At 72.3% G+C, this 20,800-nt stretch carries 17 protein-coding genes and 2 pseudogenes; 11 read left to right on the forward strand and 8 right to left on the reverse strand.

Going from position 1 to position 20,800, the window contains the following annotated elements:
- Nucleotides 1-24: 24 nt before the first annotated feature.
- Both Vau01_RS15465 and Vau01_RS15470 read right to left on the reverse strand, forming a co-directional pair.
- Nucleotides 25-1,161, reverse strand: a complete 1,137-nt coding sequence (locus tag Vau01_RS15465; RefSeq protein WP_203992623.1) for an aminopeptidase P family protein — start codon at nt 1,159-1,161, stop codon at nt 25-27.
- Nucleotides 1,158-2,909: a SulP family inorganic anion transporter gene (locus tag Vau01_RS15470; protein WP_239151604.1), complete on the reverse strand. Its 1,752-nt coding sequence runs from the start codon at nt 2,907-2,909 to the stop codon at nt 1,158-1,160. Before Vau01_RS15470 ends, Vau01_RS15465 begins: the two co-directional genes overlap by 4 nt.
- Nucleotides 2,910-3,094: 185 nt before the next feature.
- Between Vau01_RS15470 and Vau01_RS15475 the strand changes: the two genes are divergently transcribed.
- On the forward strand, nt 3,095-3,436 hold the full coding sequence (locus tag Vau01_RS15475; protein WP_203992624.1) for a carboxymuconolactone decarboxylase family protein: 342 nt from the start codon (nt 3,095-3,097) through the stop codon (nt 3,434-3,436).
- A gap of 62 nt (nt 3,437-3,498) precedes the next feature.
- Here the strand turns inward: Vau01_RS15475 and Vau01_RS15480 are convergent, their stop codons facing one another.
- Entirely contained in the window at nt 3,499-4,002 is a 504-nt protein-coding gene (locus Vau01_RS15480) for a DUF1269 domain-containing protein (RefSeq protein ID WP_203992627.1), read from the reverse strand.
- Between the two features lie 277 nt (nt 4,003-4,279).
- Between Vau01_RS15480 and Vau01_RS15485 the strand changes: the two genes are divergently transcribed.
- From Vau01_RS15485 to Vau01_RS15500, 4 genes are read left to right on the forward strand one after another with little or no spacing between them, the layout of a single operon-like run.
- Nucleotides 4,280-4,762, forward strand: a complete 483-nt coding sequence (locus Vau01_RS15485; RefSeq protein ID WP_203992630.1) for a DUF6069 family protein — start codon at nt 4,280-4,282, stop codon at nt 4,760-4,762.
- On the forward strand, nt 4,762-5,175 hold the full coding sequence (locus tag Vau01_RS15490; RefSeq protein WP_203992633.1) for a DUF7144 family membrane protein: 414 nt from the start codon (nt 4,762-4,764) through the stop codon (nt 5,173-5,175). The genes Vau01_RS15485 and Vau01_RS15490 overlap by 1 nt, the downstream gene beginning before the upstream one ends.
- On the forward strand, nt 5,172-6,599 hold the full coding sequence (locus Vau01_RS15495; RefSeq protein ID WP_203992635.1) for a hypothetical protein: 1,428 nt from the start codon (nt 5,172-5,174) through the stop codon (nt 6,597-6,599). Before Vau01_RS15490 ends, Vau01_RS15495 begins: the two co-directional genes overlap by 4 nt.
- A gap of 41 nt (nt 6,600-6,640) precedes the next feature.
- Nucleotides 6,641-7,114: a hypothetical protein gene (locus tag Vau01_RS15500; protein ID WP_203992638.1), complete on the forward strand. Its 474-nt coding sequence runs from the start codon at nt 6,641-6,643 to the stop codon at nt 7,112-7,114.
- Nucleotides 7,115-7,123: 9 nt separating this feature from the next.
- Here the strand turns inward: Vau01_RS15500 and Vau01_RS15505 are convergent, their stop codons facing one another.
- Nucleotides 7,124-9,745, reverse strand: coding sequence for a winged helix-turn-helix domain-containing protein (locus Vau01_RS15505; RefSeq protein WP_203992641.1), 2,622 nt, complete (start codon nt 9,743-9,745; stop codon nt 7,124-7,126).
- Nucleotides 9,746-10,168: 423 nt separating this feature from the next.
- Between Vau01_RS15505 and Vau01_RS15510 the strand changes: the two genes are divergently transcribed.
- Both Vau01_RS15510 and Vau01_RS15515 read left to right on the forward strand, forming a co-directional pair.
- Complete coding sequence (locus Vau01_RS15510) at nt 10,169-10,453, forward strand: DUF8691 family protein (protein WP_203992644.1); 285 nt, start codon at nt 10,169-10,171, stop codon at nt 10,451-10,453.
- A gap of 30 nt (nt 10,454-10,483) precedes the next feature.
- On the forward strand, nt 10,484-11,026 hold the full coding sequence (locus Vau01_RS15515; RefSeq protein ID WP_203992647.1) for a hypothetical protein: 543 nt from the start codon (nt 10,484-10,486) through the stop codon (nt 11,024-11,026).
- A gap of 189 nt (nt 11,027-11,215) precedes the next feature.
- Here the strand turns inward: Vau01_RS15515 and Vau01_RS15520 are convergent, their stop codons facing one another.
- Both Vau01_RS15520 and Vau01_RS15525 read right to left on the reverse strand, forming a co-directional pair.
- The gene (locus Vau01_RS15520; RefSeq protein ID WP_239151605.1) at nt 11,216-12,109 is read right to left on the reverse strand and encodes a metallophosphoesterase family protein; all 894 of its coding nucleotides are present in this window, start codon (nt 12,107-12,109) and stop codon (nt 11,216-11,218) included.
- Nucleotides 12,110-12,111: 2 nt separating this feature from the next.
- Nucleotides 12,112-13,452, reverse strand: coding sequence for a diacylglycerol/lipid kinase family protein (locus tag Vau01_RS15525; protein WP_203992650.1), 1,341 nt, complete (start codon nt 13,450-13,452; stop codon nt 12,112-12,114).
- A 179-nt stretch (nt 13,453-13,631) separates the two neighbouring features.
- Between Vau01_RS15525 and Vau01_RS15530 the strand changes: the two genes are divergently transcribed.
- The 4 genes and pseudogenes from Vau01_RS15530 to Vau01_RS65765 all read left to right on the forward strand — a co-directional run.
- Nucleotides 13,632-14,495: a M48 family metallopeptidase gene (locus tag Vau01_RS15530; RefSeq protein ID WP_239151606.1), complete on the forward strand. Its 864-nt coding sequence runs from the start codon at nt 13,632-13,634 to the stop codon at nt 14,493-14,495.
- Between the two features lie 209 nt (nt 14,496-14,704).
- Complete coding sequence (locus tag Vau01_RS15535; protein ID WP_203992653.1) at nt 14,705-17,395, forward strand: winged helix-turn-helix domain-containing protein; 2,691 nt, start codon at nt 14,705-14,707, stop codon at nt 17,393-17,395.
- A gap of 83 nt (nt 17,396-17,478) precedes the next feature.
- Nucleotides 17,479-18,393 (forward strand): polyphosphate kinase 2, encoded by a 915-nt coding sequence (ppk2, locus tag Vau01_RS15540; protein WP_203992654.1) that lies wholly within the window; start codon nt 17,479-17,481, stop codon nt 18,391-18,393.
- 49 nt (nt 18,394-18,442) lie between these two features.
- A pseudogene (locus Vau01_RS65765) lies at nt 18,443-18,553 on the forward strand (DUF8691 family protein); the annotation flags it as partial.
- Nucleotides 18,554-18,599: 46 nt separating this feature from the next.
- On the opposite strand, the gene Vau01_RS15545 reads toward Vau01_RS65765, so the two are convergent.
- Together Vau01_RS15545 and Vau01_RS15550 are read right to left on the reverse strand one after the other, a co-directional pair.
- Nucleotides 18,600-20,570, reverse strand: coding sequence for a phage holin family protein (locus tag Vau01_RS15545; RefSeq protein WP_239151607.1), 1,971 nt, complete (start codon nt 20,568-20,570; stop codon nt 18,600-18,602).
- Nucleotides 20,557-20,800: pseudogene (locus Vau01_RS15550) on the reverse strand (hypothetical protein); the annotation flags it as partial. The pseudogene Vau01_RS15550 and the gene Vau01_RS15545, both read right to left, overlap by 14 nt.

The following is a 20,800-nucleotide window of genomic DNA, read 5'->3' on the forward strand; positions in this document are numbered from 1 at the left end:
ATCAGGCGCCAGATCAGCTGACCGTCAGGCCACCACGTGCAGGTCGCGGCTGGTGTTGTTCAGCCGCTGCCCGCCGTTCGGCGTCACCGTGACGATGTCCTCGATGCGCACGCCGAACCGGCCCGGCAGGTAGATGCCGGGCTCGATGGAGAAGCACATGCCCGGCACGAGCGGCTGCTCCTCGCCCTCCACGATGTACGGCGGCTCGTGCGTCGTGACGCCGATGCCGTGCCCGGTGCGGTGAATGAACCGCTCGCCGTAGCCCGCGTCGGCGATCACGCGGCGCGCCACGCGGTCGATGTCCTGGCAGGTGGCGCCGGGACGGACGGCCTCGAACGCCGCCTGCTGCGCGCGCCGCACGATCGAGTGCACCGTGCGGACCTCGTCGGAGGGCTCGCCGACGCTCACCGTGCGGGTGGTGTCGGAGCCGTAGCCGTTCATCAGGCCGCCGAAGTCGAGCACGACGGTGTCGCCGGGCTCGATCGTCCGCGGGCCCGCCTCGTGGTGCGGGTTGGCCCCGTTCGGCCCGGATCCGACGACGGTGAAGTCGACCTGCTCGTGCCCGAACTCGCGCAGCAGGTCCGCCAGGTCCGCGGCGACGTCGAGTTCCCGGCGGCCGGCGAACGTCACCGAGACGATCCGTTCGAAGCTGGAGTCCGCCGCGGCGCCGGCGGCGGTGAGCCGCTCGAGTTCGTGCCGGTCCTTGATCGCCCGCAGCATCGGCATGCAGTCGGTCAGCGCGGCGAAGCCGGCATCCGAGCCGGTGCTGAGGCCGGCGTCGGCCCGGAGGCGCTGCAGGCCCAGCAGGTGCAGGGCCCAGGTGGAGTCGGAGACCCCGAACCGGCCGCCCCGGCCGAGCAACGGCCCGACCGTGCCGTACGGGTCGTCGCCGTCCCGCCAGTCCACAATGGACAGTGCGGGGGCGCCGACGGCGGCCTCGACGTCCGGGCGTTCCAGCGCCGGCACGACGATCGTCGGCTTCTGGTCGGGCGCGAGGACCAGCAGCGTGAGCCGCTCGGTGATCGCCGTGGGCTGGTAGCCGGTGAGCCAGACCAGGTCCGGACCGGGCGCCACGAGCACCCCGCCGAGTCCCGCCTCCCGGGCCGCCCCGGTCGCCCGCGCCATCCGCGCGGCGTAGTCGTCACTGGTGAACGGCGTCATGGTGACCTCCTGGACGGCGGGTCGTCGGTGGCCCACCCGGCACCGGTCTGTGCCCGGTAGGTCGCGACGGCATCCTCGATGGTGGGGAAGAAGTGCGCGGGATCGATCGTGCGGGTCAACTTGTAGCGGTCGATCTTCTCCCGCACCGGGTCCTTCAGTTCCGCGAACACCAGGGAGATCCCCTCGGCGTTGAGGTCCTCATCGAGGTCCTCGAGCATGTCCGCGGCGGTGGTGTCGATGTCGGTGATCGGCTCGGCCGCCACCACGATCCAGCGCGGTCGCGGATCGGTGCGGGAAAGCCGGCTGACCTCCTCCCGGAACGATCGGGCGTTGGCGAAGATCAGCGGCGCGTCGAAGCGGAACAGCACCAGGCCGGGCAGGCGTTCGGCGTCGGGGTAGGACCGCAGGTCGTGATAGCCGGCGACGCCCTCGGCCCGGCCGAGTTCGGCCTGGTAGGGCCACCACGCCCGGCGGAAGACGTTGAGGACGGACAGCGCGACGGCCACCCCGATGCCCGGCAGGACGCCGAGCAGCGCCACGCCGAGGAACGCCGCCATGCACAGGATGAACTCCACCCGCCGCTGCCGCCACAGCCGCTTCACACCCGACAGGTCAGCCAGCGACAGCGACGCGACGATCACCACGGCGGCCAGCGTCGGCTGGGGCATGTTCCGCAGCAGGCCGGGCACGAGGAGCAGCATCAGCAGGATCAGTGCCGCCCCCACCACGCCGGTCAGCTGGGTCTTCGCGCCGGACCGCATCGCGACCGCGGTGCGCGATCCGCTGGTGCTCACCGGGAAGCCCTGGAAGAACGACACCGCGAGGTTCGCCGAGCCGATGCCGATCATCTCCTGGTTGCCGCGTACCTCCTGGTGGGCTCGGGCGGCGAACGACGACGCGGTCGAGATCGTGTCGGTCACCGAGACCAGCGTGATGCCCGCGGCGCCCACGATCAGCAGCGGCAGGTCCGACCAGGACAACCAGGGGATCGTGAACGGCGGGAAGCCGCGCGGCAGCTCGCCCACCAGGTCGACGCCGCGCGAGCTCACGTCGAACACGACGGCCGCGGCGATCGAGGCGACGACGGCGACCAGCACGGCCGGCACCTTCGGCAGCCACCGTTGCAGGGCGAGCATGACGACGATCCCGGCGGCGCCGATGGTGACCGCCGCCGGAACCGTCTCCCCGTCGACCAGCCCGCGGACGAACCCGGCCGCCTCGGCGATCAGGCCGTCACCGTCGACCGAGAAGCCGAACAGCTTCGGCAGCTGGCCCACCAGGATCGTCAGCGCCAGCCCGTTCATGTAGCCGATCTGGGTCGGCCGGGACAGCAGGTCGGCGATGAAACCGAACCGGCCGATGCCGGCGAGCACCGTCATCAGCCCGACCAGCAACGCCAGCATCGAGGCCAGCGCCACCGCCCGGGCGGGATCGCCGCCCGACCCGACGATCGGGATGATCACCGCGGCGATCATCGGCCCGAGCGACGAGTCCGGCCCGAGGACCAGCACCCGCGACGGCCCGAACACCGCGTACCCCAGCAGGCAGAAGATCGTGGTGTACAGGCCCGTGATCGCCGGCAGGCCGGCCAGTTCCGCGTAGGCCATGCCCTGCGGCACGAGCAGCGCGGTCAGCACGACCCCGGCGATGATGTCGCGGGGCAGCCAGGCCGGCTTGTACGTCAGCACGGCGTCGAGACCGGGGATCCAGCGCCGCACGTCCGCGCGGCGCGAGGTGTCCGCGGTCACGGACCGGCCTTGTCGGTACGCATGGCGACCATCCTTCGGTGCGCGGCCCGCGCCCGCATCACCCGGCAGGGACGAGCACCGGAATCGCCCGTCCGGGATGAGCCCGTCACGGTCGCCGCCGGTGACTCTTGGTCCGTCCGATCGAGGTCGGACCCACGTGGACAGCCGCAACAGGGAGGACCGCGATGCCCAGACCGCCGACGACGGCAAAGACCGACCTGGAGGACCTGCTCCAGGCACTCAAAGACGACGGCGGCCCGGTGGCCGCGGAACTGGCCCGCCTGAACGCCACCGCGCTCACCGCGTCAGGGCTCGACGAGCGGACGGCGCTGCTCGTCAGGCTGGCCGCGCTCGTCGCGCTCGACGGGCCGACCGGGTCGTACGTGGTGCATCTCCGGCTCGCCGGGGACGCCGGGCTCGACCCGGCGACGATCCGGGCCGTTCTCGTGGAGCTCGCTCCCCTGGTCGGCTCCGCCCGGATCGCGTCGGCCGCCAACAAGGCGGTGCAGGCGGTGAACACCATCTGAGCGCAACGCGCCGCAGGCCGGTCCGGAACACCGGATCGGCCTGCGGCGTCTGTACGGATCGGTCACGCGTCGGCGGCGGTCTTCTCGCCGTGCAGGGCTGCCTGCAGTTCGGCCTCGGTCTCCTTGGACAGCGACGACTTGAGCACCGTACCGCCGTAGCGGGCCAGGCCCTCGACGGCCTTGTCCGGGGTGACCTTCTCGACGACGAGGAACAGCGCCGACGTGCCGGGCTGCACCAGGTCGCGCACCTGGTCCTGGAACTCCTTGTTGATCGCGCCCTTGGTCATCTTGCCCATGAGCGCGCCCATGCCGGCACCGACCGCCATGCCGAAGAACGGCACGAAGAACAGGAGGCCGAACAGGAAGCCCCAGAACATGCCCCAGGTCGCGCCGGCGCCCACCGCGTGGTGCGTCGTCGTGACGTGGAACTTGCCCTCCTTGTCGCGGATGATCACCGCGATCGCGTCGGGCTGGATGATGAGGTCCTTGGCCATCCGACTCGCTTCCAGCGATGCGGCGGTGGCGGTGGTCTCGTCGGGATACCCGATGGCGACCAGTGTTGCCATGACGTGCACTTCCCTTCGTTGCTTATCCCGGGGTACCGCCACCGTGCGGCGGCGACTGCGTTGCGCCGCCGTTCACCGCCACGGGGGAGACGGTGAACGGCGCCCGCCCAGTGAGCCACGGCCCCGACACCGCCCACCTCACTCCGGGGGAATGACCCTGACCGCGTCCCGGGAGGTGGGTGTCGAGCCCAGCCCGGGGGTCATCCACCCCGGATGAGGCACCGGCACCGCGCCTCACGGAGGGTCGGCAGGACGCCGTACGGAGGAGGACCGCATCATGTACGAACCCCAAGCGGCACCACAGCGCCCGTCGGTGAACGCGGGTCGGCTGTGGTCCGGTGGCCTGGCCACTGCCCTCGTCGCGGGGCTGATCTCCGTCGTCGGCATCCTCCTCACCCGGGGCCTGTTCGACGTGCCCATCCTCGCGCCGAAGGGTGAGGGCGTCTGGGGCAGCGCCAACACGTTCTGGTACGCGTTCGGCGCGGCCTGCGCGGCCCTCGTCGCGACGGGACTCATGCACGTGCTGCTGCTCACCACGCCGCGGCCGATGCTGTTCTTCGCCTGGGCGATCGGCCTGGCGACGCTCGCCGGCATGCTGGCGCCGTTCATGGTCGAGGCCGAGACCGCGTCGCGCGTGTGCACGTCCATCCTCAACCTGGTCATCGGAGCAGCGATCGGTTCCCTGGTGGCCGGTACCGCACGGGCCGCCATCCAACCGCCGACGCCGCGGGTGCGGCCCGTTCCCCGCGCGTACCCGTGATGACGCCCCCGACCACCAGCCGCCCTGCCCCACGCCTGACGCCCTGGGTCGGCTGGATCGTGTTCGCGGGTCTCGTCATGATCGCCGGTGGCGTGCTGAACATGATCCAGGGCCTCGTGGCGCTGCTCGACGAGGACTACTACGCCGCGCAGTCCGACCTGATGGTCGACGTGAGTTACCAGGTCTGGGGCTGGACGCTGCTGCTGTTCGGCGCGTTCGTCGCCGCCGCGGGTTATGAACTGCTGAGCGGACGGATGTGGGCCCGCTGGGTCGCCGTCGTCCTGCTGGCGTTCGACGCCCTGCTCAACTTCGCGTTCGCGGCCAGTTACCCGTTCTGGAGCGTCATCGCCATCAGTCTCGACGTCATCGTCATCTACGCGCTCGTCGTGCACGGACGCGAGGTGTCGCGATGACCTCCCCGGCCACCGACGTCGACTCCGACGGCACCGCCGACGAGGAACTGGACCGGTTACGCCTGGAGGTGTCCGCGTTACGGGCCAAGCTGGACACCCGCCAACGCCGCGCCGCGGTCGTTCCCGCGATCCGCCGGGTGACCGCCGCCGTGCTGGTCGCGATCGGCGCGTTCGCGCTGGTGCTCAGCACCGTCGGGGTGTGGGCGGCGAGGACCGCGTTCGACACCGACCGGTGGGTGGCGACGGTGGCCCCGTTGCCGCGCGATCCGCAGGTGTCCGCGGCCATGTCCGAGTACGCGACGACCGAACTGTTCCGCGTGCTCGACGTCGAGAACCGGTTACGCGAGGTGCTGCCCGACCGGGCCGCGTTCGTCGCCGGACCGTTGACCGGCCAGATCCGCGAGGTGGTCCGCAAGACGGTCAACGACGTGCTGGTCAGCGACCGGTTCCAGCGGATCTGGGTGGAGGCCAACCGGCGGGTGCACACCCGCGCGCTCGCCATCCTGAACGACACCGACGGGCTCGTGATCGTGCGCGACGACCGCATCGAGATCGACCTGCTGCCCCTGATCAACCAGGTGCTCCGCGAGCTGAGCTCGAACCTGCCCACGCTGTTCGGCAAACAGATCTCCCTGCCCGACCTCGGCACCAGCGAGATACCGGACAACCTGCGGACCCGGGTGGAGGACGCCGTCGGCGTGTCCCTGCCGCAGAACTTCGCCCGGTTCACCGTCTACGACTCGGGCAAGCTCGCCGCTGTGCAGGACGCCGTCGCCACCGCCCGGCGCGACCTCATCCTGTTCGTGGTCGCCACGATCGCGTTGCTGCTGCTGGCCCTGCTCGTGTCGCCGGGTCGCCGCCGCACGCTGCTCCAGTTCGGGCTGTGGCTCGTGGTGGCGGCCGTCGCGGTGACGGCGGTGCTCCGCCGCGTCCGCGGCGAACTGCTGCTGGAGGTGCCGGACGGCACCTACCGGAACGGCGTCGACGCGACGCTCACGACCGTCTTCGCGGGCCTGCGGACCCGGGGCACCCAGCTGATCTGGATCGGCGCCGTTCTTGCGGTGCTGATGTACCTGATCGGCCCCGGCCGCGCACCGGTGTGGCTGCGCGGACGGATCGCCGCGGCCACGCGGGCAACCGGTCGCGGACTCGGTCGCGGCTCCCGGGTCGCGGCCGCCCGTGGACCGGGATGGATCGCCCGGCACCTCGACGCGGTCCGCATCGGCGGTGTCGTGGTCGCCGCGCTGTTCGCGCTGATCCTGTCGTCCTGGATGTCGTTGCTGGTGATCATCGTCGTCGCGGCGGCCTTCGAGGTGCTGGTCACGGTGGTGGCCCGGCGGGCCGGGCCCGCACAGCCGGCACTGCCGGCGGCACCGCCCCCGGCGCCGCCGCCGTCGACGCCGCAGCCCTCCGCGGCGGGATGACCGTGGGGTGGTCGCCACGCCGCACCGGTCGGCGACACTTCATGCCCACCGGCGCGTCGGAGGAGGAGACCGCGGGGGGCATCTACGGGGTCATCGTGAGTGCCGCCGTCATGGCGGCGTCGCACGCCACCACGGCCATCGCGGTCGACCTCGCCGTGCTCGCCACGCTGATCGTCTACTGGTCGGCGGAACGGTTCGCCCGGCTCGTCGCCGAACGGATCCACCAGGGTCACCGCCCGGACGTGCGGAGCGTCGTCGCCCACCTCACCTCCGGCTGGGAGATCGTCACCGCCTCGTTCATCCCGCTGGTGGTCCTCATCCTGGCGCGCCTTCTCGGCTTCGCGATCGACACGGCGGTCCTCATCGCGTTGGCGAGCAGCACGCTCCTGCTCTGCCTGGCGGGCTGGGAGATGGGACGGAACGGGCAGCTCAGCACCGGCGAGCGCATCGGGGTGACGGCGGTCGCCGGAATGTTCGGGATCGTGCTGATCGGACTGAAGGCCCTCCTGCACTGAGGTCGCCGGTCAGATCAGGCCGCGCTCGCGGGCCCACACGACCGCCTCCCGGCGCCGCGTGACGTCGAACTTCCGGTAGATCGAGCGGAGATGTGCCTTGACCGTGTTCACCGACACGTGCAGGTCGTCGGCGATCTCCGCGGCGGTGAGCACCGTCGGCAGGTACCGCAGCACCTCCAGTTCGCGTTCGCTGAGGTCGGTGTCCGGGGACGCGGCCGGGGCCGCCCTCGTGACGGTGGTCTCGGCGAGCAGGTCGGCGACGAAGTTCGCGTTGTCCCGCACCAGCCAGCGCTGCCGTTCCAGCAGCGTGGCCACCCGCCGGTCGCCGAGGCTGACGAACGGCCGGCGGATGCCCTCCCGTTGCGCGATCCGCACCGCGCTCGCCAGCGCGTCGACCGAGCGGTTGCCGTGCCCCTGCGCGTCGGCCACCAGCGCCGTCACCGTCCACGCCCACACCGCCACCAGCTTGCCGGGCGACGCCGAGCGGGCCCGGCCGGCGAGCGCCTCGGCCAGGTCGAGGTTGCCCAGGGCCAGCTCGGCCCGGGCCAGGCACACGGTCTCGGCCGGCAGGAGGCTGTCGGTGTGCCGGCGGTAGCGCGCCACCACCGTCTCGGCGTGACCGGACGCCAGGTCGACCTCGGACTCGGTGAGCCGGTGCCACCGGTCGAGGGCGGGCGCCACCATCAACGGGTCCGCGTCCCGCCGGGCCTGCCGGAGCGCCACGCGGGCCGCCTCCAGGTCGGCCGCCGCGAGGAACAGCCGCGCCTCGACGATCGACGCGACGAGAACCTGGGCCGCCTCCGGGTCGGCGCGGTGCGTGTCGACGGCCTGCCGGAATTCGCGGTCGGCCTCGGCGACGTTGTTGTGCTCCAGTTCGACCAGCGCCAGGGCGAGCTGGCCGGCCACCGACTGCAGGGACTTCCGCACGCCGCGCCGCTCGGCGAGCTCGACCGCGAGGGTCGCGTGTTCGTACGCCTCGCGCAGCGATCCGCGGAGCACCGCGAGCAGCGCCAGGTGCCCGATCGCGTTGATCTCGACGAGGATCAGGCCGGCCGCCCGGGCCGCGGTGACGCCGGCCCACAGGTAGCGGTCGGCCCGGCTGATCTGCCCGGTCCACAGCAGGCCCACGCCCTTGTTGTTCAACGCGATCGCCCGGTACTGGAACAACGCCGGCAGGTCCGCGAACCGGGTGGCGGACAGCCGCCCGAGGACGTCGGTCGTCGCCGCCACCAGACCGGGCATGTCGCCGCGGACCCGGCTCACCACCGCCGCCTCGATGGTCAGCAGAGCGATGTCCAACGCGAGCCCCTCGCGGCCGACGGGCTCGGCGCGCAGCTTCCGGGCCGCCGTGATCCGGGCCGCCACGGTGGCGTAGTCGCCGGCGTTGAACAGCAGCAACGCGTCGGACAGGAGCAGTTCCGGGGTGGTCGACAGCTCGCTGCCCGGGATCTGCTGCAGCACGTGCACGAACGCGGCCCGGTCGGCCGACACCATCAGCGGAACCCAGCAGACCGCCTGCTGGGCGAGGTACACCCAGTCGCGAGCGGCGGCCGCGTGCCGCAGCGACTCGATCACCGTGTTCTGGTCGGCGTACCAGCGGGCGGCCGTCCGGTGCAGCTCCTGTACCAGGTCCGGTGACTCCACGGCCAGCTCGTTGCGCAGCACGTCGCGGAGCAGGGGGTGGTACCGGAACCACCGCGGGTGCGAGCCGAGGCCGTGGACGAACGCGTTCGCGCGCTCCAGCATCTCCAGGATCCGTTGGCTGTACCGTTCCCCGGTCACCGCGGTGGCCAGGTCGGCCGACACCTCGTCGAGGACGCTCGTGCGTACGAGGAACTGCCGGACGTCCTCCGGCAGGTCGGCCAGCACCTCGCGGGTCAGGTAGTCGGTCACGCCGTGGTCGGTGGGGAACTCCTCGATCCGCCGGCCCTGGCGGAGGAACGCGGCGGCCAGCTGCAGACCGGCCGCCCATCCCTCGGTCTGGTGCAGGATGAACGACAGTTCGTCGGCGGTCAGCCGCACGTCGCGGCTGTGCAGCAGCGCCGCCGCCTCGTCGGACCGGAAGGTGAGGTCGGGGGTCCGGATCTCGGTGACCTCACCGGCGGCCCGCAGCAGGTGCAGCCGCACGGTGGGTTCGGTCCGGGTGAGCAGCACCAGCCGCAACCGGTCGGGCGGGTACCGCAGCAGTTCGTCCAGGTCGTCGAGCACCGCGCCCGGTTCGAGCTCGTCGAAGTCGTCCAGGACGAGAACGACGGGGGTGGCGAGCGCGTCGAGCTCGTCGAGGATCTGGGTCAGGACCGCGTCGGTCACGCCACCGGCGGGTTCCAGCTCCGCCAGCAGGCCGCCGGAACCGGTGGCGCCCGACGCGCGGAGCGCCGCGACGACGTGCGTCCAGAACAGCGTGCGGTCGTTGTCCTCGGGCCGCAGCGTCAACCACGCCACGCGGTCGGTGCTGGTCGCGGCCCACGAGGCGACGAGCACGGTCTTCCCCCAGCCCGGACCGGCGCACACCAGCGTCACCGGCCGGTGCACGCCCGCGTCGACGTGGTCGGTCAACCGGCGTCGCAGCACGAGCCCGGAGGTCAACCGGGGGCGCGAGTGGCGGGCGGCATGACCGCGTTGTGGCGTCACGGCAGATCCTGTCACGGGAAACTGACTGGCCAACGTCATCTGCCGACGGCCATTACCGGCTTGTATCCAACCGTCCTGCCCCTTCACGTCGCCCCCCTGTCCCCTGCAACATGGGCCGGGGTCGGCATCGCATAGCGGTGCACCCGGTGTTTCGCGGCCACCGGGCCGAATCGCAACCGTCAATGCTCGGTCTGGCTCGTCCGCATTCTCCGTCCGTCATCTGAACATGCCCGTCGCGCATCGACCCCGGTCATGACAAAGGATGGTCCCACCTCTGGGCCCGAACATCACCCCCTATGAGTGACCCCGGGCTGCCGGATTCGGAGCTTGCTGCAACAACCATCCAACGTGGACGAATCGCGGACCGCCGGAACGGCGCAACCTGGAACCACGAACCGGGGCGTGCGGAGGGGTGACGGCACCATGGACAGCAGATACGAGATCCGGATTCTGGGCTACCTCGGCCCGGTGCTGCGCGCCGCGGTCGACGGCATGCGGTATGAAGTCGTGCCGACCCAGACGACCATCCGCGCCAAGTTGTCCCCCGGTGACCTGCGCCGACTTCTGAAGCGGCTGGACGCGCGCGGCGTCACGCTGATCCATCTCGCCCGCACCGGTGAACGGCTCCGGCGGACACCGATTGATAGTCGTCGATCTCCCTCATCCACGCAGGGGGATGTGGCGCAGACCGCTCCGGCGCGAGGCTGACGGTCGTCCATCTCACGAAGGGCGGCGCAGATGGCCATCGGACCGGTGCAGCTGATCGTCCTGGGGTTCCGCCGTCCCGACTTCCACGGCGAGATCGTCGCCGAACTGGAACGGCTACGGCAGTCCGACACGATCCGGGTGATCGACGCGCTCGCGGTCTACAAGGACGCGGCCGGTGAGATCGAGGTCGAGCATCTGAGCACCCTGTCGTCCGAGGAGGCGGTGGAGCTCGGCAGCAAGGTGGGCGCGCTGATCGGGCTCGGCATCGCCGGCGAGGAGGGACTGGAGGCCGGCGCCGTGCTCGGTGCGCAGGCGGCCGCCAACGGGGTCGAGGTGTTCGGTGACGAGGACGCGTGGGACGTGCTGGCCGACATCCCGAACGACACCGCCGCCGCGCTGCTCCTGATCGAGCACCACTGGGCCGTGCCGCTGCGGGACGCCATCGCCCGCGCCGGCGGGTTCCGCCTCGGCGACGGCTTCATCAGCCCCGTCGACCTCGTGGCCATCGGACTGGTGACCAGGCAGGAGGCCGAGCAGCTCGACACCCTCCTCGAGGCCCGCACCACCGCCTGAGAGACGGCGGGAGAAAGGAGACGACCATGTTCAGATCACGCAGGTTGATCCGGCGCACGGGCCGGCGGGCCGTCCGGCGGATGGGCCGACGGGCACAGTGATTCCGGGACTGATTCCGGGACTGATTCCGGGACTGATTCCGGGACTGATTCCGGGACTGATTCCGGGACGCGGTAACGCGGCGACCGGTCAGGATCGACGGTCGAACCGCACGGTCCGGGTGGTCCGCCAGCCGCTGCCGGTCTGACGCCGCTCCCGGACCTCGACGGCGCATCCGTCGATCACGATCAAACTCCAGGACCGGCCGGCGCCGTCGCGGGTGCGCAGGCTGGTCGCCGTTCCGGCGACGACCTCGATGACCCGGTGCGTCCGGCCGCCGTGGACCAGCTCCACCTCCCGGGCGACCGGAACGTGGGTGTGCCCCGCGAGCACGAGGTCTACCCGCGCCCCGGCCAGGGCGGCGGTCAGGCGACCCCGGCCGCCCAGCCGGGCCAGCCCGCCGACGAACGGCGGATGGTGCAACGCGACCAGGCGCACGGCGTCCGGTGGCACGGCGTCCGGTGGCACGGCGTCCGGTGGCACGGCGTCCGGTGGCACGGCGTCCGGTGGCACGGCGTCCGATCCCGCCGCGGCTCCCGGCGCGGCGCCGAAACTCGCGGTGATCGCGGCGGCCTGCCGGCGGGTCACCCGGCCGCTCTTCCATCGCCACCGCGGCATGGAGTTCAGCCCGAGCGCCTCCGTCCCGGCCGACCGGGCCGACGGCCACAGCACCGACGGGTTCGGATCGACCCCCAGCGCCGCGGAGTACCGCCGGTACGGCTCGGTGAGCCGCGGAACCGGACCCAGCGGAACGTCGTGGTTGCCCGGCACCACCAGTTGCGGCTCCGGCAGCCGGGCGAGGAGCGCGACGGCCAGGCAGAACTCGTCGGCCCGGGCCCGCATCGTGATGTCGCCGGTGACCACCGTAAGCGTCGGCCGGGCCGCCGCGACGTCGGCCGGCAGCGTGTCGACCGCGACCGGGTCGTGGGCGCCGAGGTGCAGGTCGGAGACGTGCGCGATGACGATCGGCGGGACGATCGGCACCGTCACACCGTTCGCCGGCCCAGGGCCATCCGGCCCAGCACCGCCCAGTCCAGGCGCGGGCGGGGCACCGGCGCGCCGGGCCGCCGGCGGGGGACGCGCACCCGCAGCGCCGCCGGCCGCACCTCGCACCGCACCGGGGTCGGCAGGAGCAGTGCCTCGCCGTCGACGCCCACCGGAAGGTCCGGCACGTCCGCCTCCACCACCACGGTGTCGGCGGTGATCTCGGTGAACGCCCGCGACCGCCGGCCACCGACCAGGCGGGCCGCGTCGCCGGCCCCGCGCACCGTCACAGCCACGACGCCGAGTATCCCCCCGTCCAGCCGGGGCCGGCTGCCCAGCCCCGCCATGTCCGTCCACGTGTACGGGTTGTTGCTCACCAGCACGGCGCGCGGCCCGGCCAGGTCCAGCTCACCGGCGTGCACGACGAGCCGCGCGCCGCCGGCCCCGTTGAGCAGGTCGGGCAGGAGATCGAGGGTGGTGGCGGTCTTCGCGTCACGGTAGGTCGGGCTCTGCACGACGGCGGCGTACGCGCCGAACGACGCGTTGTTGACGAACGTGCGGTCCCCCACCCGGCCGAGGTCGACCAGGATCTCGACGCCGTCGGACAGGGCGTCGAGGTTCGTCGCGGGGTCGTCGCGGTCGAGCCCGAGGTCGAGGGCGAAGTGGTTGCGGGTGCCCGCGGAGATCACCATGAACGGCACGCCGTGCTCGGCCGCGACGCCGGCCACGAGGGCCTGCGTGCCGTCGCCGCCGGCGACGCCGAGGAGGTCCGCGCCGTCGCGCACCGCCTGCCGCGCGAGCGCGACGATGTCGACCGTGCCCTCCAGCACCGCCACCTCGGCGCCGAGCGCGCGGGCGCGGTCGACGAGGTCGAACCGGGCGACCTTCCCGCCACCGGACCGCGGATTCATGATCAGGAACGGTCGCTGCGGCGCGGGGGTCTCGTACTCCGGCTGCCCGGTCGAACCGGCGGACCGGTCGGCCAGCGCCGCCCGTCCCGCCGCTGCCGCCCCCGCCCAGAGCGTCGCGGTGACGACGACCACCCAGACCATTTCCGCGCGTGCGAACAGGACCGCGACGGCCACCAGCGCCGCCACGGCCGTGACGGCGGAGAGCCAGCGGATGATCCGGCGGTGGGTGAGAAACCACCAGGTGGCGACCAGTGCCGCCGCGACGGCGGCCACGGCGGCACCGATCAGCAGGAGGCTGCCCCGAACACCGGCGGCTGCCAGTGGGACCAGGGCCGCGGCACCCGCCACGAGGAAGGCGAGTCGGGACAGCCACCGTTGCGTCGACCGTGGCACCGGTGCCGGGTTCGACGGATGAATCGCCGCGTCGGGCATCGTGACGCTCCCTTCGCTTGCTGCGATCCGGTTCCCCCTGCCGGTATGACCTTCCGCGCCGGGCACCGATGGCGACATCACCCCGGCTGGATGAGGCGGTGCTCCGCCCCGACGGAGACGGTCTTCCGTAACAGCAAGAAGGTGTCCACCGCCGCGCGGCGGGGAACAGGAGGAACGCCGTGACCACGCGACCCGCGCCCGCTGCCGGCCGGCTACGGCACCCGGCCGAGGTGCCGTTCTTCGTCTTCATGGTCGTGCTCAACGTGATCATCATCGCCCTGATCCTGCAGGCCGCGGCCACCCTGCCGTTCCTCCCCGAGCGGTTGCACGACACCGGCTGGGCGAACACCGTGCGCGGCGCGCTGATCGGCCTGCTGCTCCTGATTCCGACGCTGGTCATCATCCGCGAGACGCAGCGGGCGGCGACCCGCGGCACCGCGGTCGAACTGTCGCCGCGCCAGTACGGCGATCTCTACCAGACCGCCGACGAGTTCGCCCACCGGCTGGGGCTGCGGCGCCGTCCGCAGATCTTCCTGGCCAACGGCAACGGGACGCTGAACGCGTTCGCGGCGCAGGCGACCGGCCACGACTACGTGGTCCTCGCGAACGAGCTGTTCGTGAACCTGTACAACGGCAACCGGGAAGGGCTGCGGTTCATCCTCGGCCACGAGCTGGGCCACATCCGGCTGCACCACGTCGCGCTGTGGTACCAGCTCGCGGTCGCCTACTCGGAACGGATCCCGCTGCTCGGGCCGTGCCTGTCCCGCCTGCGGGAGTACTCGTGCGACCGGCACGGCGCGCACCTCTCGCCGAACGGGGCGACCGGGCTGGTGCTGCTGGCGTCCGGCCGGTACACGGAGAACAACGTCGACATCGACGAACTGGTCCAGCAGGGCCGGCGGCTGCGGGGGTTCTGGGTGGGGCTGGCGCAGCTCCCGCGGTCGCACCCGTTCACGGTGCGGCGCCTCGAACGGCTGTACGGGATGGGGCTGTTCAAGTCCCACGTCTCGGGCAACAGGACCGGAGCGCGGACGCCCGCCTGACGCCGAGTAGCGGAGAAGCCGCAGGCCGCGCCCCTCACACGCGTTCAATCGACGCTGGTGAGGGGCGCCTCGTGATCGATATGTTTCATATGCAGCAATTATTTCACCGTCACGCGGAGTCAACTATCCGATACGTGCGATGTGGGCGCCATCGATACCCCGGGAGGCTCCGTCCTAAACCACCCGCTTCCCAATTCCCGGGGGTCCTCATGACAGACGTCGCAATCCGGAGGCCCCTACAACATCCACCACCGGATGACGACGACCCCGTTCTGGCCTCCAAGTTCGTGGTGCCCGAGCCGCCCCGTTTCATGGTGTCCCGGCCCCGGCTGCTGCGGCAGCTCTCGCCCGGCGACTCCGAGCGCGTCACGGTGGTCACCGGTCCGGCCGGCGGCGGGAAGACGCAGCTGGTGGCCTCCTGGGTGCTCGGCACGTGCAAGGCCGACCACGTCGTCTGGATCACGATGGAGGACGAGGACAACACGTCCCGCATGTTCTGGACCTACGTGGTGGAGGGCCTCCGGCGGGCCGGGCTGGCCCTCTCCTCGCTCGCCACGCCGGTGCCGGCGACGTCGGTCGACCGGTCGTTCCTCGTCCGGTTGGCCGCCGGTCTGGCCGACGTACCCGGCTCGGTGGTGCTGGTCCTCGACGGGGTCTCCGCGCTGAGCGACCCGCAGTGGGCCACCGACCTCGACTTCGTGGCCCGGCACGCCGGCCCGGGCCTGCGCCTGGTCCTCGTCGGCCGCTGGGACCCGCCCCTGCCGATGCACCGGTACCGGCTCGACGGGACGCTGACCGAGGTCCGCAGCGCCGACCTCGCGTTCTCCCGGGAGGAGGCGGCGGAGCTCCTCGACATGCACGGCATCAACCTCAGCCCGCCGGCGCTCGGGTCGCTCATGGAGCACACCGAGGGATGGGCCGCCGGCCTCCGGCTGTTCGCCCTCGCGCTGCGCGGCCGCAACGACGCCGACCTCGTCGTCGACCGGATCACCGGCGAGGAGGCGACGATCGCCGAGTACTTCACCGTCGAGGTGCTGCGCACGCTCCCCGCCGAGGTGCGCGGTTTCCTGCTCGACACCAGCATCCTCGACACGTTCACCCCCGATCTCGCGCAGGCGCTCACCGGACACGTCGACGCCGCGCAGATCCTCGCCGAACTGGAACGGGAGAACGCGTTCGTGCGGCCGACGGGCGAGCGGTCGCTGGCCTACCGGTACCACCGGCTGTTCGCCGAACTCCTGCGCGCCCGGCTGGCCGGCGCGGACCCGGACCGGATCCCGCGGCTGCACCGCCGCGCGGCGCAGTGGTTCGCCGAGCACGGCCAGGTCGTCGACGCGGTGACCCATGCCGTCCGGGCCGGTGACTGGGGCACCGCGGCGGCGACCATCGTGGCCGACCTGTCGATCGGAACGCTGCTCATCGAGGGGCGGACCGGCCGGCTCGGTGTGCTGCTGCGCGGCATGCCCGACGACCTCGACCACCCGGAGGCCGCGATCGTGACCGCCGCGCTCGCGGTGGCCGACGGGAACCCGGACCTGTGCGTGGCGCACCTGTCCCGCGCCGAGAAGATCATCGCCGGCGACGCGACCGCACCGACCGACGCGATGACGCTGGCCCGCGTCCTCGTCGAGGTGCGACTGGCGGAGGCGTGCCAGGACCCGGCGCGGGTCATGCGGGCGACCTCGATGGCCGAGGCCCTGCTGGCCACGGTTCCGGCCGACCGGCTCGGCCGGCACCCGGACCTCCACGTGCTCGTGCTCGCGGCCAAGGGCATGGCCAAGAGCTGGATCGGCGACGTCGACGCGGGCACCGCGGCCCTCACCGAGGCCGCCATGTCGGCCGGCAGCGGCTGCGAGACCGTCAAGATCGCGTGCCTGCAGCATCTCGCGCTCATCCGGGCCTACGAGGGCCACCTCCGGGAGGCCGAACGGCTGGCACACCAGGCACTCGAACTCGCCGACCGGTGCGGGCTCGCCCCCGACCGCCGGCCGGTCGGTGCGGCGGTCACCCTGGCGTGGGTGGCGGTCGAGCGGTACGACATCGAAGCGGCCGCGCACCACTTCCGCGTCGCCGATCCGCGCAACGGCGGCCCCGCCGGCGGGCCGGCCGCGGTGGCGTACGCCCTGGCGAAGTCGCGCCGGCTGCAGTCGCGCGGCGAACTGCGCGGCGCGATGCACGCCCTGCGCGACCCCGAGCTGACGAACGGTCCGCCGCCGCCCGTGTGGCTGGCGGAGGAGACCGCGCTCACCCGGGCCCGGCTGCTGATCATGATGGGGATACCCGACGAGGGGCTCGCCATCGTCCGCGGACTGCCCGATCCGGGCCACCCCGGCGCGGCCGTGGTGCGGGCGGCCGCGATGCTGGCGCGCGGTGAGCCGGAGCAGGCGGCGCTGGCCGTCGGTCCGGTCACCGAGGCCACCGGTGTCCGGACGCCGGTCGCCGTCGACGCGTGGCTCGTGCTGGCCACCGTGGCGGTCCAGACGGGCGACCCGGGCCAGGCCCGGACGGCCCTGCGGCGCGCCCTGCAGCTCGCCGCTCCCGAGAGCCACCGGCGCTCGGTGTACCAGGTCTGGGCGCAGCTGCGCCGCGGGCTGCGCGACGACCACGAGCTGGCCGAGCAGTACCGGGCGCTCGCCGGCGGTACGGCGGCCGCGACACCGGCGCGGGCCCGTCCGGCACCGGCGGATCCGAACCAGCTCGTCATCGTGGAGCCGCTCAGCAAGCGCGAGATGGAGGTTCTCGGCGGAATGGCGGCCATGCTGCCGACCGAGGAGATCGCGGCATCGATGTACGTCTCCGTCAACACCGTCAAGACACACGTGCGGAGCATCCTCCGCAAGCTGTGCGCGTCCCGGCGGAACGAGGCCGTCCGCCGGGCCCGGGCCATCGGTCTCATCTGACCCGGAACGCCTGTCACCCGCGCGGGATGAGGAGTTGAACCGCCGGTGTACGACAGGCTTACGGGCGGGGATGGAGGCCAGCGATGACGTTGATACCGCTGCCGGCGCACCGCCCGGCGTACCGGACGCGAAGAGGCGTCGACGACCACCCACTACGTGAACTGGCAGCAGTACGACGCGAACTGGCGGCGGTCCGGCGCGAGCACACGGCGCTGACCCGCAAAATGGCCGGGGAGGTACGCCTGCGCCCGTGGCAGGTGGAGCTGCTCAAGCTCCAGGCGCACCTGGAGTCGAACCGGATGCGCATGATCGTCCTCTTCGAGGGGCGGGACGCCTCCGGCAAGGGTGGCGCGATCCGGCGCGTCACCCGGTACATGAACGCCAAGCACTACCGGGTGGTCGCCCTCGGGAGACCGACGGACGAGCAGCGGGCGCAGTGGTACTTCCAGCGCTACGTCGCCCACTTCCCGACCGGCGGCGAGATGGTGCTCTTCGACCGCAGTTGGTACAACCGCGCGATGGTCGAGCCCGTCCTCGAATTCTGCACGCCCCGCGAGTACCGCGATTTCATGCGCGGCGTCACCGGTTTCGAGCGCGACCTCGTCCGGCAGGGCACCACCCTCGTGAAGCTGTACTTCAGCGTCACGCGGGAGGAGCAGGCCCGCCGGTTCGGCCGCCGCGGCGAGGATCCGTTGCGGCAGTGGAAGCTCAGCGAGGTCGACCTGCAGGCGCAGGACCGCTGGGACGACTTCACGCAGTACAAGTACGACATGCTCCGCCGGACGGGCACCCGGGCCGCGCCGTGGGTGATCGTGCGGTCGAACGACAAGCAACGGGCCAGGCTGAACGCCATGAAGGTGATCCTCAACGCGGTCGACTACAAGGACCGGAGCTCCGAGCTGGATTTCGCCCCCGACCCGACGATCGTGGTGTCCGGTGCCGACGAGATCGCGTTGATGGAAGCAGAACGCCGACGCAACGGCAGGTTCGCCGGCTGAGCCGGCGCACCGGGAAGCAGGGGGCGACGTGAGTGAGGCAACGTACCAGGTGCGGATCGCCGGAGCGGTCCCGGCCGAGTTGCTGCAGGAACTGAGCGACCTCACGGTGACCGTCGAGCCGCCGGAGACGGTGCTCTACGGATGGCTGCCCGACCAGTCCGCGCTGTTCGGCCTCATCGTCCGGCTCCACGGCTTCGGCCTTGAGGTCATTGAGGTTCGGCGGCTGGCCGGTGGCGAGGACCAGGATCAGGATCAGGATCAGGAACCGGAACAGGACCAGGACCAGGACCAGGAACCGGAACCGGAACCGGAACAGGACCGGTCGGGGTGGTAGCGGGGGCCGGCGTCCGCCGGCCCATCCACACCAGCAGTTGACGGTGGACCGCGTCGGCACCGACGAGGTCCCCCTCGACCGGCCACCCGGCCGGACGCACCAGGAACGGCCGGTTCTGCCAGCCGCCGAGGCCGCCGTGCGACCCGATCAGCTCCTCGAACGCGTAGACCTCGTCGGTGGCGGGGTCGAGTGCGCTGTTGACCACGACGTCGCCGACGTGCGGCAGGCTGTCGTGCCGGCGCACGTCGTCGGCCGCGCGCGGACCGAACGGACCGAGCGGATCGACACCCTCGACGAGGCCGGTGGCGAGGAAGTGCCGGCCCGACGGTCCCAGCACGACGGGCCCGCGGGCCCGGGTGCGGACCATGACCCAGCCGATCCCCGGGTGCCCGGTGAGCCCCGGCAGCAGGCGCGGGTGCGCCTCGTCGAGGTCCTCCATCGTCAGCCGGCCCGGCCGGTCGATCAGGTAGACCATGCCGAGGTTGCCCGAGGCGACCACGACCGTCGGCTCCGGGGTGAAGGTTCGGACGAGCCCGTCCAGGCCGACGCCGTACCGCTGCAGGAACGTGGCGCCCTGGCTCTGGCCGTGGTCGGACAGCACCACGATCCGGTACGGACGCGGTGCCGCGTCGGCGACCAGCTCCAGGGTCGCGAGCACGCCGTCGAGGCCCTCCAGCGCGGCGAGCGACTCGGGCCGGGCCGGGCCCGCGTGGTGGGCGATCTCGTCGTAGTCCACGAAGTCGCAGTAGACGGCGGGCGCGCCGCGCATCAGGTGCTCGGCGATGATCGACAGGTTGATGTGCCGCATCAGGACGTTGGTGACGCCGCGCAGCACCACGTACGCGGCCGGCCGGGGCGTCCGCGGCTCGACGTTCCGCACCCGCTGGCGGCGGGCCTGGTGCAGTTCCTTGACCATCTCGCCGGCGGTCAGCACCAGCGCGTGCGTGAGCCCGAACGGGTCGAGCAGGAACGTGGTGAGGTAGCGGGCCGGGCGGCCGGGGCCGCCCCGGCGACCGGCCGAGCTCATCGTCAGCAGGCTGGTCGGCGCGTCGCCGGAGAACACGTTGCTGACGCTGACCCCGCCGTCGGCGAGCAGGCCGCGCCCGGTCGACATGCGCGCCTCGACCATCGCGCTGTCGGCGGGACGGTTGGTCACGACGAGCCGACCCGCGTCCTTCTCGTACCAGCGGAAGGCCGGTATCTGGTCGCTGGTGCCGTGCAGAAGGCCCGCCTGGCTGGCCGGCGTCGTGGCGGGAAGTTCGGCATGCCACTCGGTCAGGACGTGGCTGCCCGAACGCAGCCAGCGTCCGAGCGTCGGCAGGTTGCCGCACCGCACCGCCCACTCGGCCAGCGGCGCCGACAACCCGTCGACCTGGATCAGGAGCACGCCCGGCACCGTGGTCGCCGGAGCCGCCCGCCGGTACCGCCGGTTCACCCTGGTCAGGTGCCGCGCCATGACGGACAGGTCGCCGGCGGTCACGAACCACAGCACCAGCGAGACGAGCGCGCCGTACAACCAGGACGCCCAGAACGCCGACCAGAAGTCGTCGACGCGCACCCCCGGCGTCACCGACAACGCCACGTAGACGAACAGGGCCTGGCTCAGCAACCAGCCGAGCCCGACGCCGGCCCAGCCGACCCGGGTCAGCAGCCGTACGAGCGCCGGACGCAGCACCGCGGCCAGGGCGCCCAGAACGGCGGCCAGCACCAGCACGGTCCACCCGCTGTCGGCCGAGATCCCGGGCACGAGCCACACCGTGGCGCCCAGCGCCGCCCAGTCGAGCAGCACGATGCCGAGCAGCCGCGGCAGGTGCCGGGCGGTGAGGACGTCAACGTTCTCCATGGGCCGCCTCCGGGTGCCGTGGTTCCCCCGGCACCGGACGGCCGAGGCGGGACGTGGATCTCGGGGTCGGGGCGTCCGTCGCGGCGGCATCGCCGGTCGCCATGCGGGCGCCGAACCGCTCCGCCAGCGGTGACGCGGTGAGACCGTGTGCCACGACGCTCAGCAGCACCGTGGTCACCACCACCGCGACGGCCGCGCCCGCCGCGTCACCGACTTCCTCGATCGCCAGC

It is taken from the genome of Virgisporangium aurantiacum, from assembly GCF_016863635.1.
GTDB classification, from domain to species: domain Bacteria; phylum Actinomycetota; class Actinomycetes; order Mycobacteriales; family Micromonosporaceae; genus Virgisporangium; species Virgisporangium aurantiacum.

Excerpts from the sequence above, each read along its gene's own strand:
- Vau01_RS15480 (WP_203992627.1), bottom strand. The coding sequence starts at position 4,002 with ATGGCAACACTGGTCGCCATCGGGTATCCCGACGAGACCACCGCCACC.
- Vau01_RS15465 (WP_203992623.1), bottom strand. The coding sequence starts at position 1,161 with ATGACGCCGTTCACCAGTGACGACTACGCCGCGCGGATGGCGCGGGCG.
- Vau01_RS15475 (WP_203992624.1), top strand. The coding sequence starts at position 3,095 with ATGCCCAGACCGCCGACGACGGCAAAGACCGACCTGGAGGACCTGCTC.
- Vau01_RS15510 (WP_203992644.1), top strand. The coding sequence starts at position 10,169 with ATGGACAGCAGATACGAGATCCGGATTCTGGGCTACCTCGGCCCGGTG.
- Vau01_RS15500 (WP_203992638.1), top strand. The coding sequence starts at position 6,641 with ATGCCCACCGGCGCGTCGGAGGAGGAGACCGCGGGGGGCATCTACGGG.
- Vau01_RS15535 (WP_203992653.1), top strand. The coding sequence starts at position 14,705 with ATGACAGACGTCGCAATCCGGAGGCCCCTACAACATCCACCACCGGAT.
- Vau01_RS15515 (WP_203992647.1), top strand. The coding sequence starts at position 10,484 with ATGGCCATCGGACCGGTGCAGCTGATCGTCCTGGGGTTCCGCCGTCCC.
- Vau01_RS15545 (WP_239151607.1), bottom strand. The coding sequence starts at position 20,570 with ATGGAGAACGTTGACGTCCTCACCGCCCGGCACCTGCCGCGGCTGCTC.
- ppk2 (WP_203992654.1), top strand. The coding sequence starts at position 17,479 with ATGACGTTGATACCGCTGCCGGCGCACCGCCCGGCGTACCGGACGCGA.
- Vau01_RS15525 (WP_203992650.1), bottom strand. The coding sequence starts at position 13,452 with ATGCCCGACGCGGCGATTCATCCGTCGAACCCGGCACCGGTGCCACGG.
- Vau01_RS15490 (WP_203992633.1), top strand. The coding sequence starts at position 4,762 with ATGACGCCCCCGACCACCAGCCGCCCTGCCCCACGCCTGACGCCCTGG.
- Vau01_RS15495 (WP_203992635.1), top strand. The coding sequence starts at position 5,172 with ATGACCTCCCCGGCCACCGACGTCGACTCCGACGGCACCGCCGACGAG.
- Vau01_RS15485 (WP_203992630.1), top strand. The coding sequence starts at position 4,280 with ATGTACGAACCCCAAGCGGCACCACAGCGCCCGTCGGTGAACGCGGGT.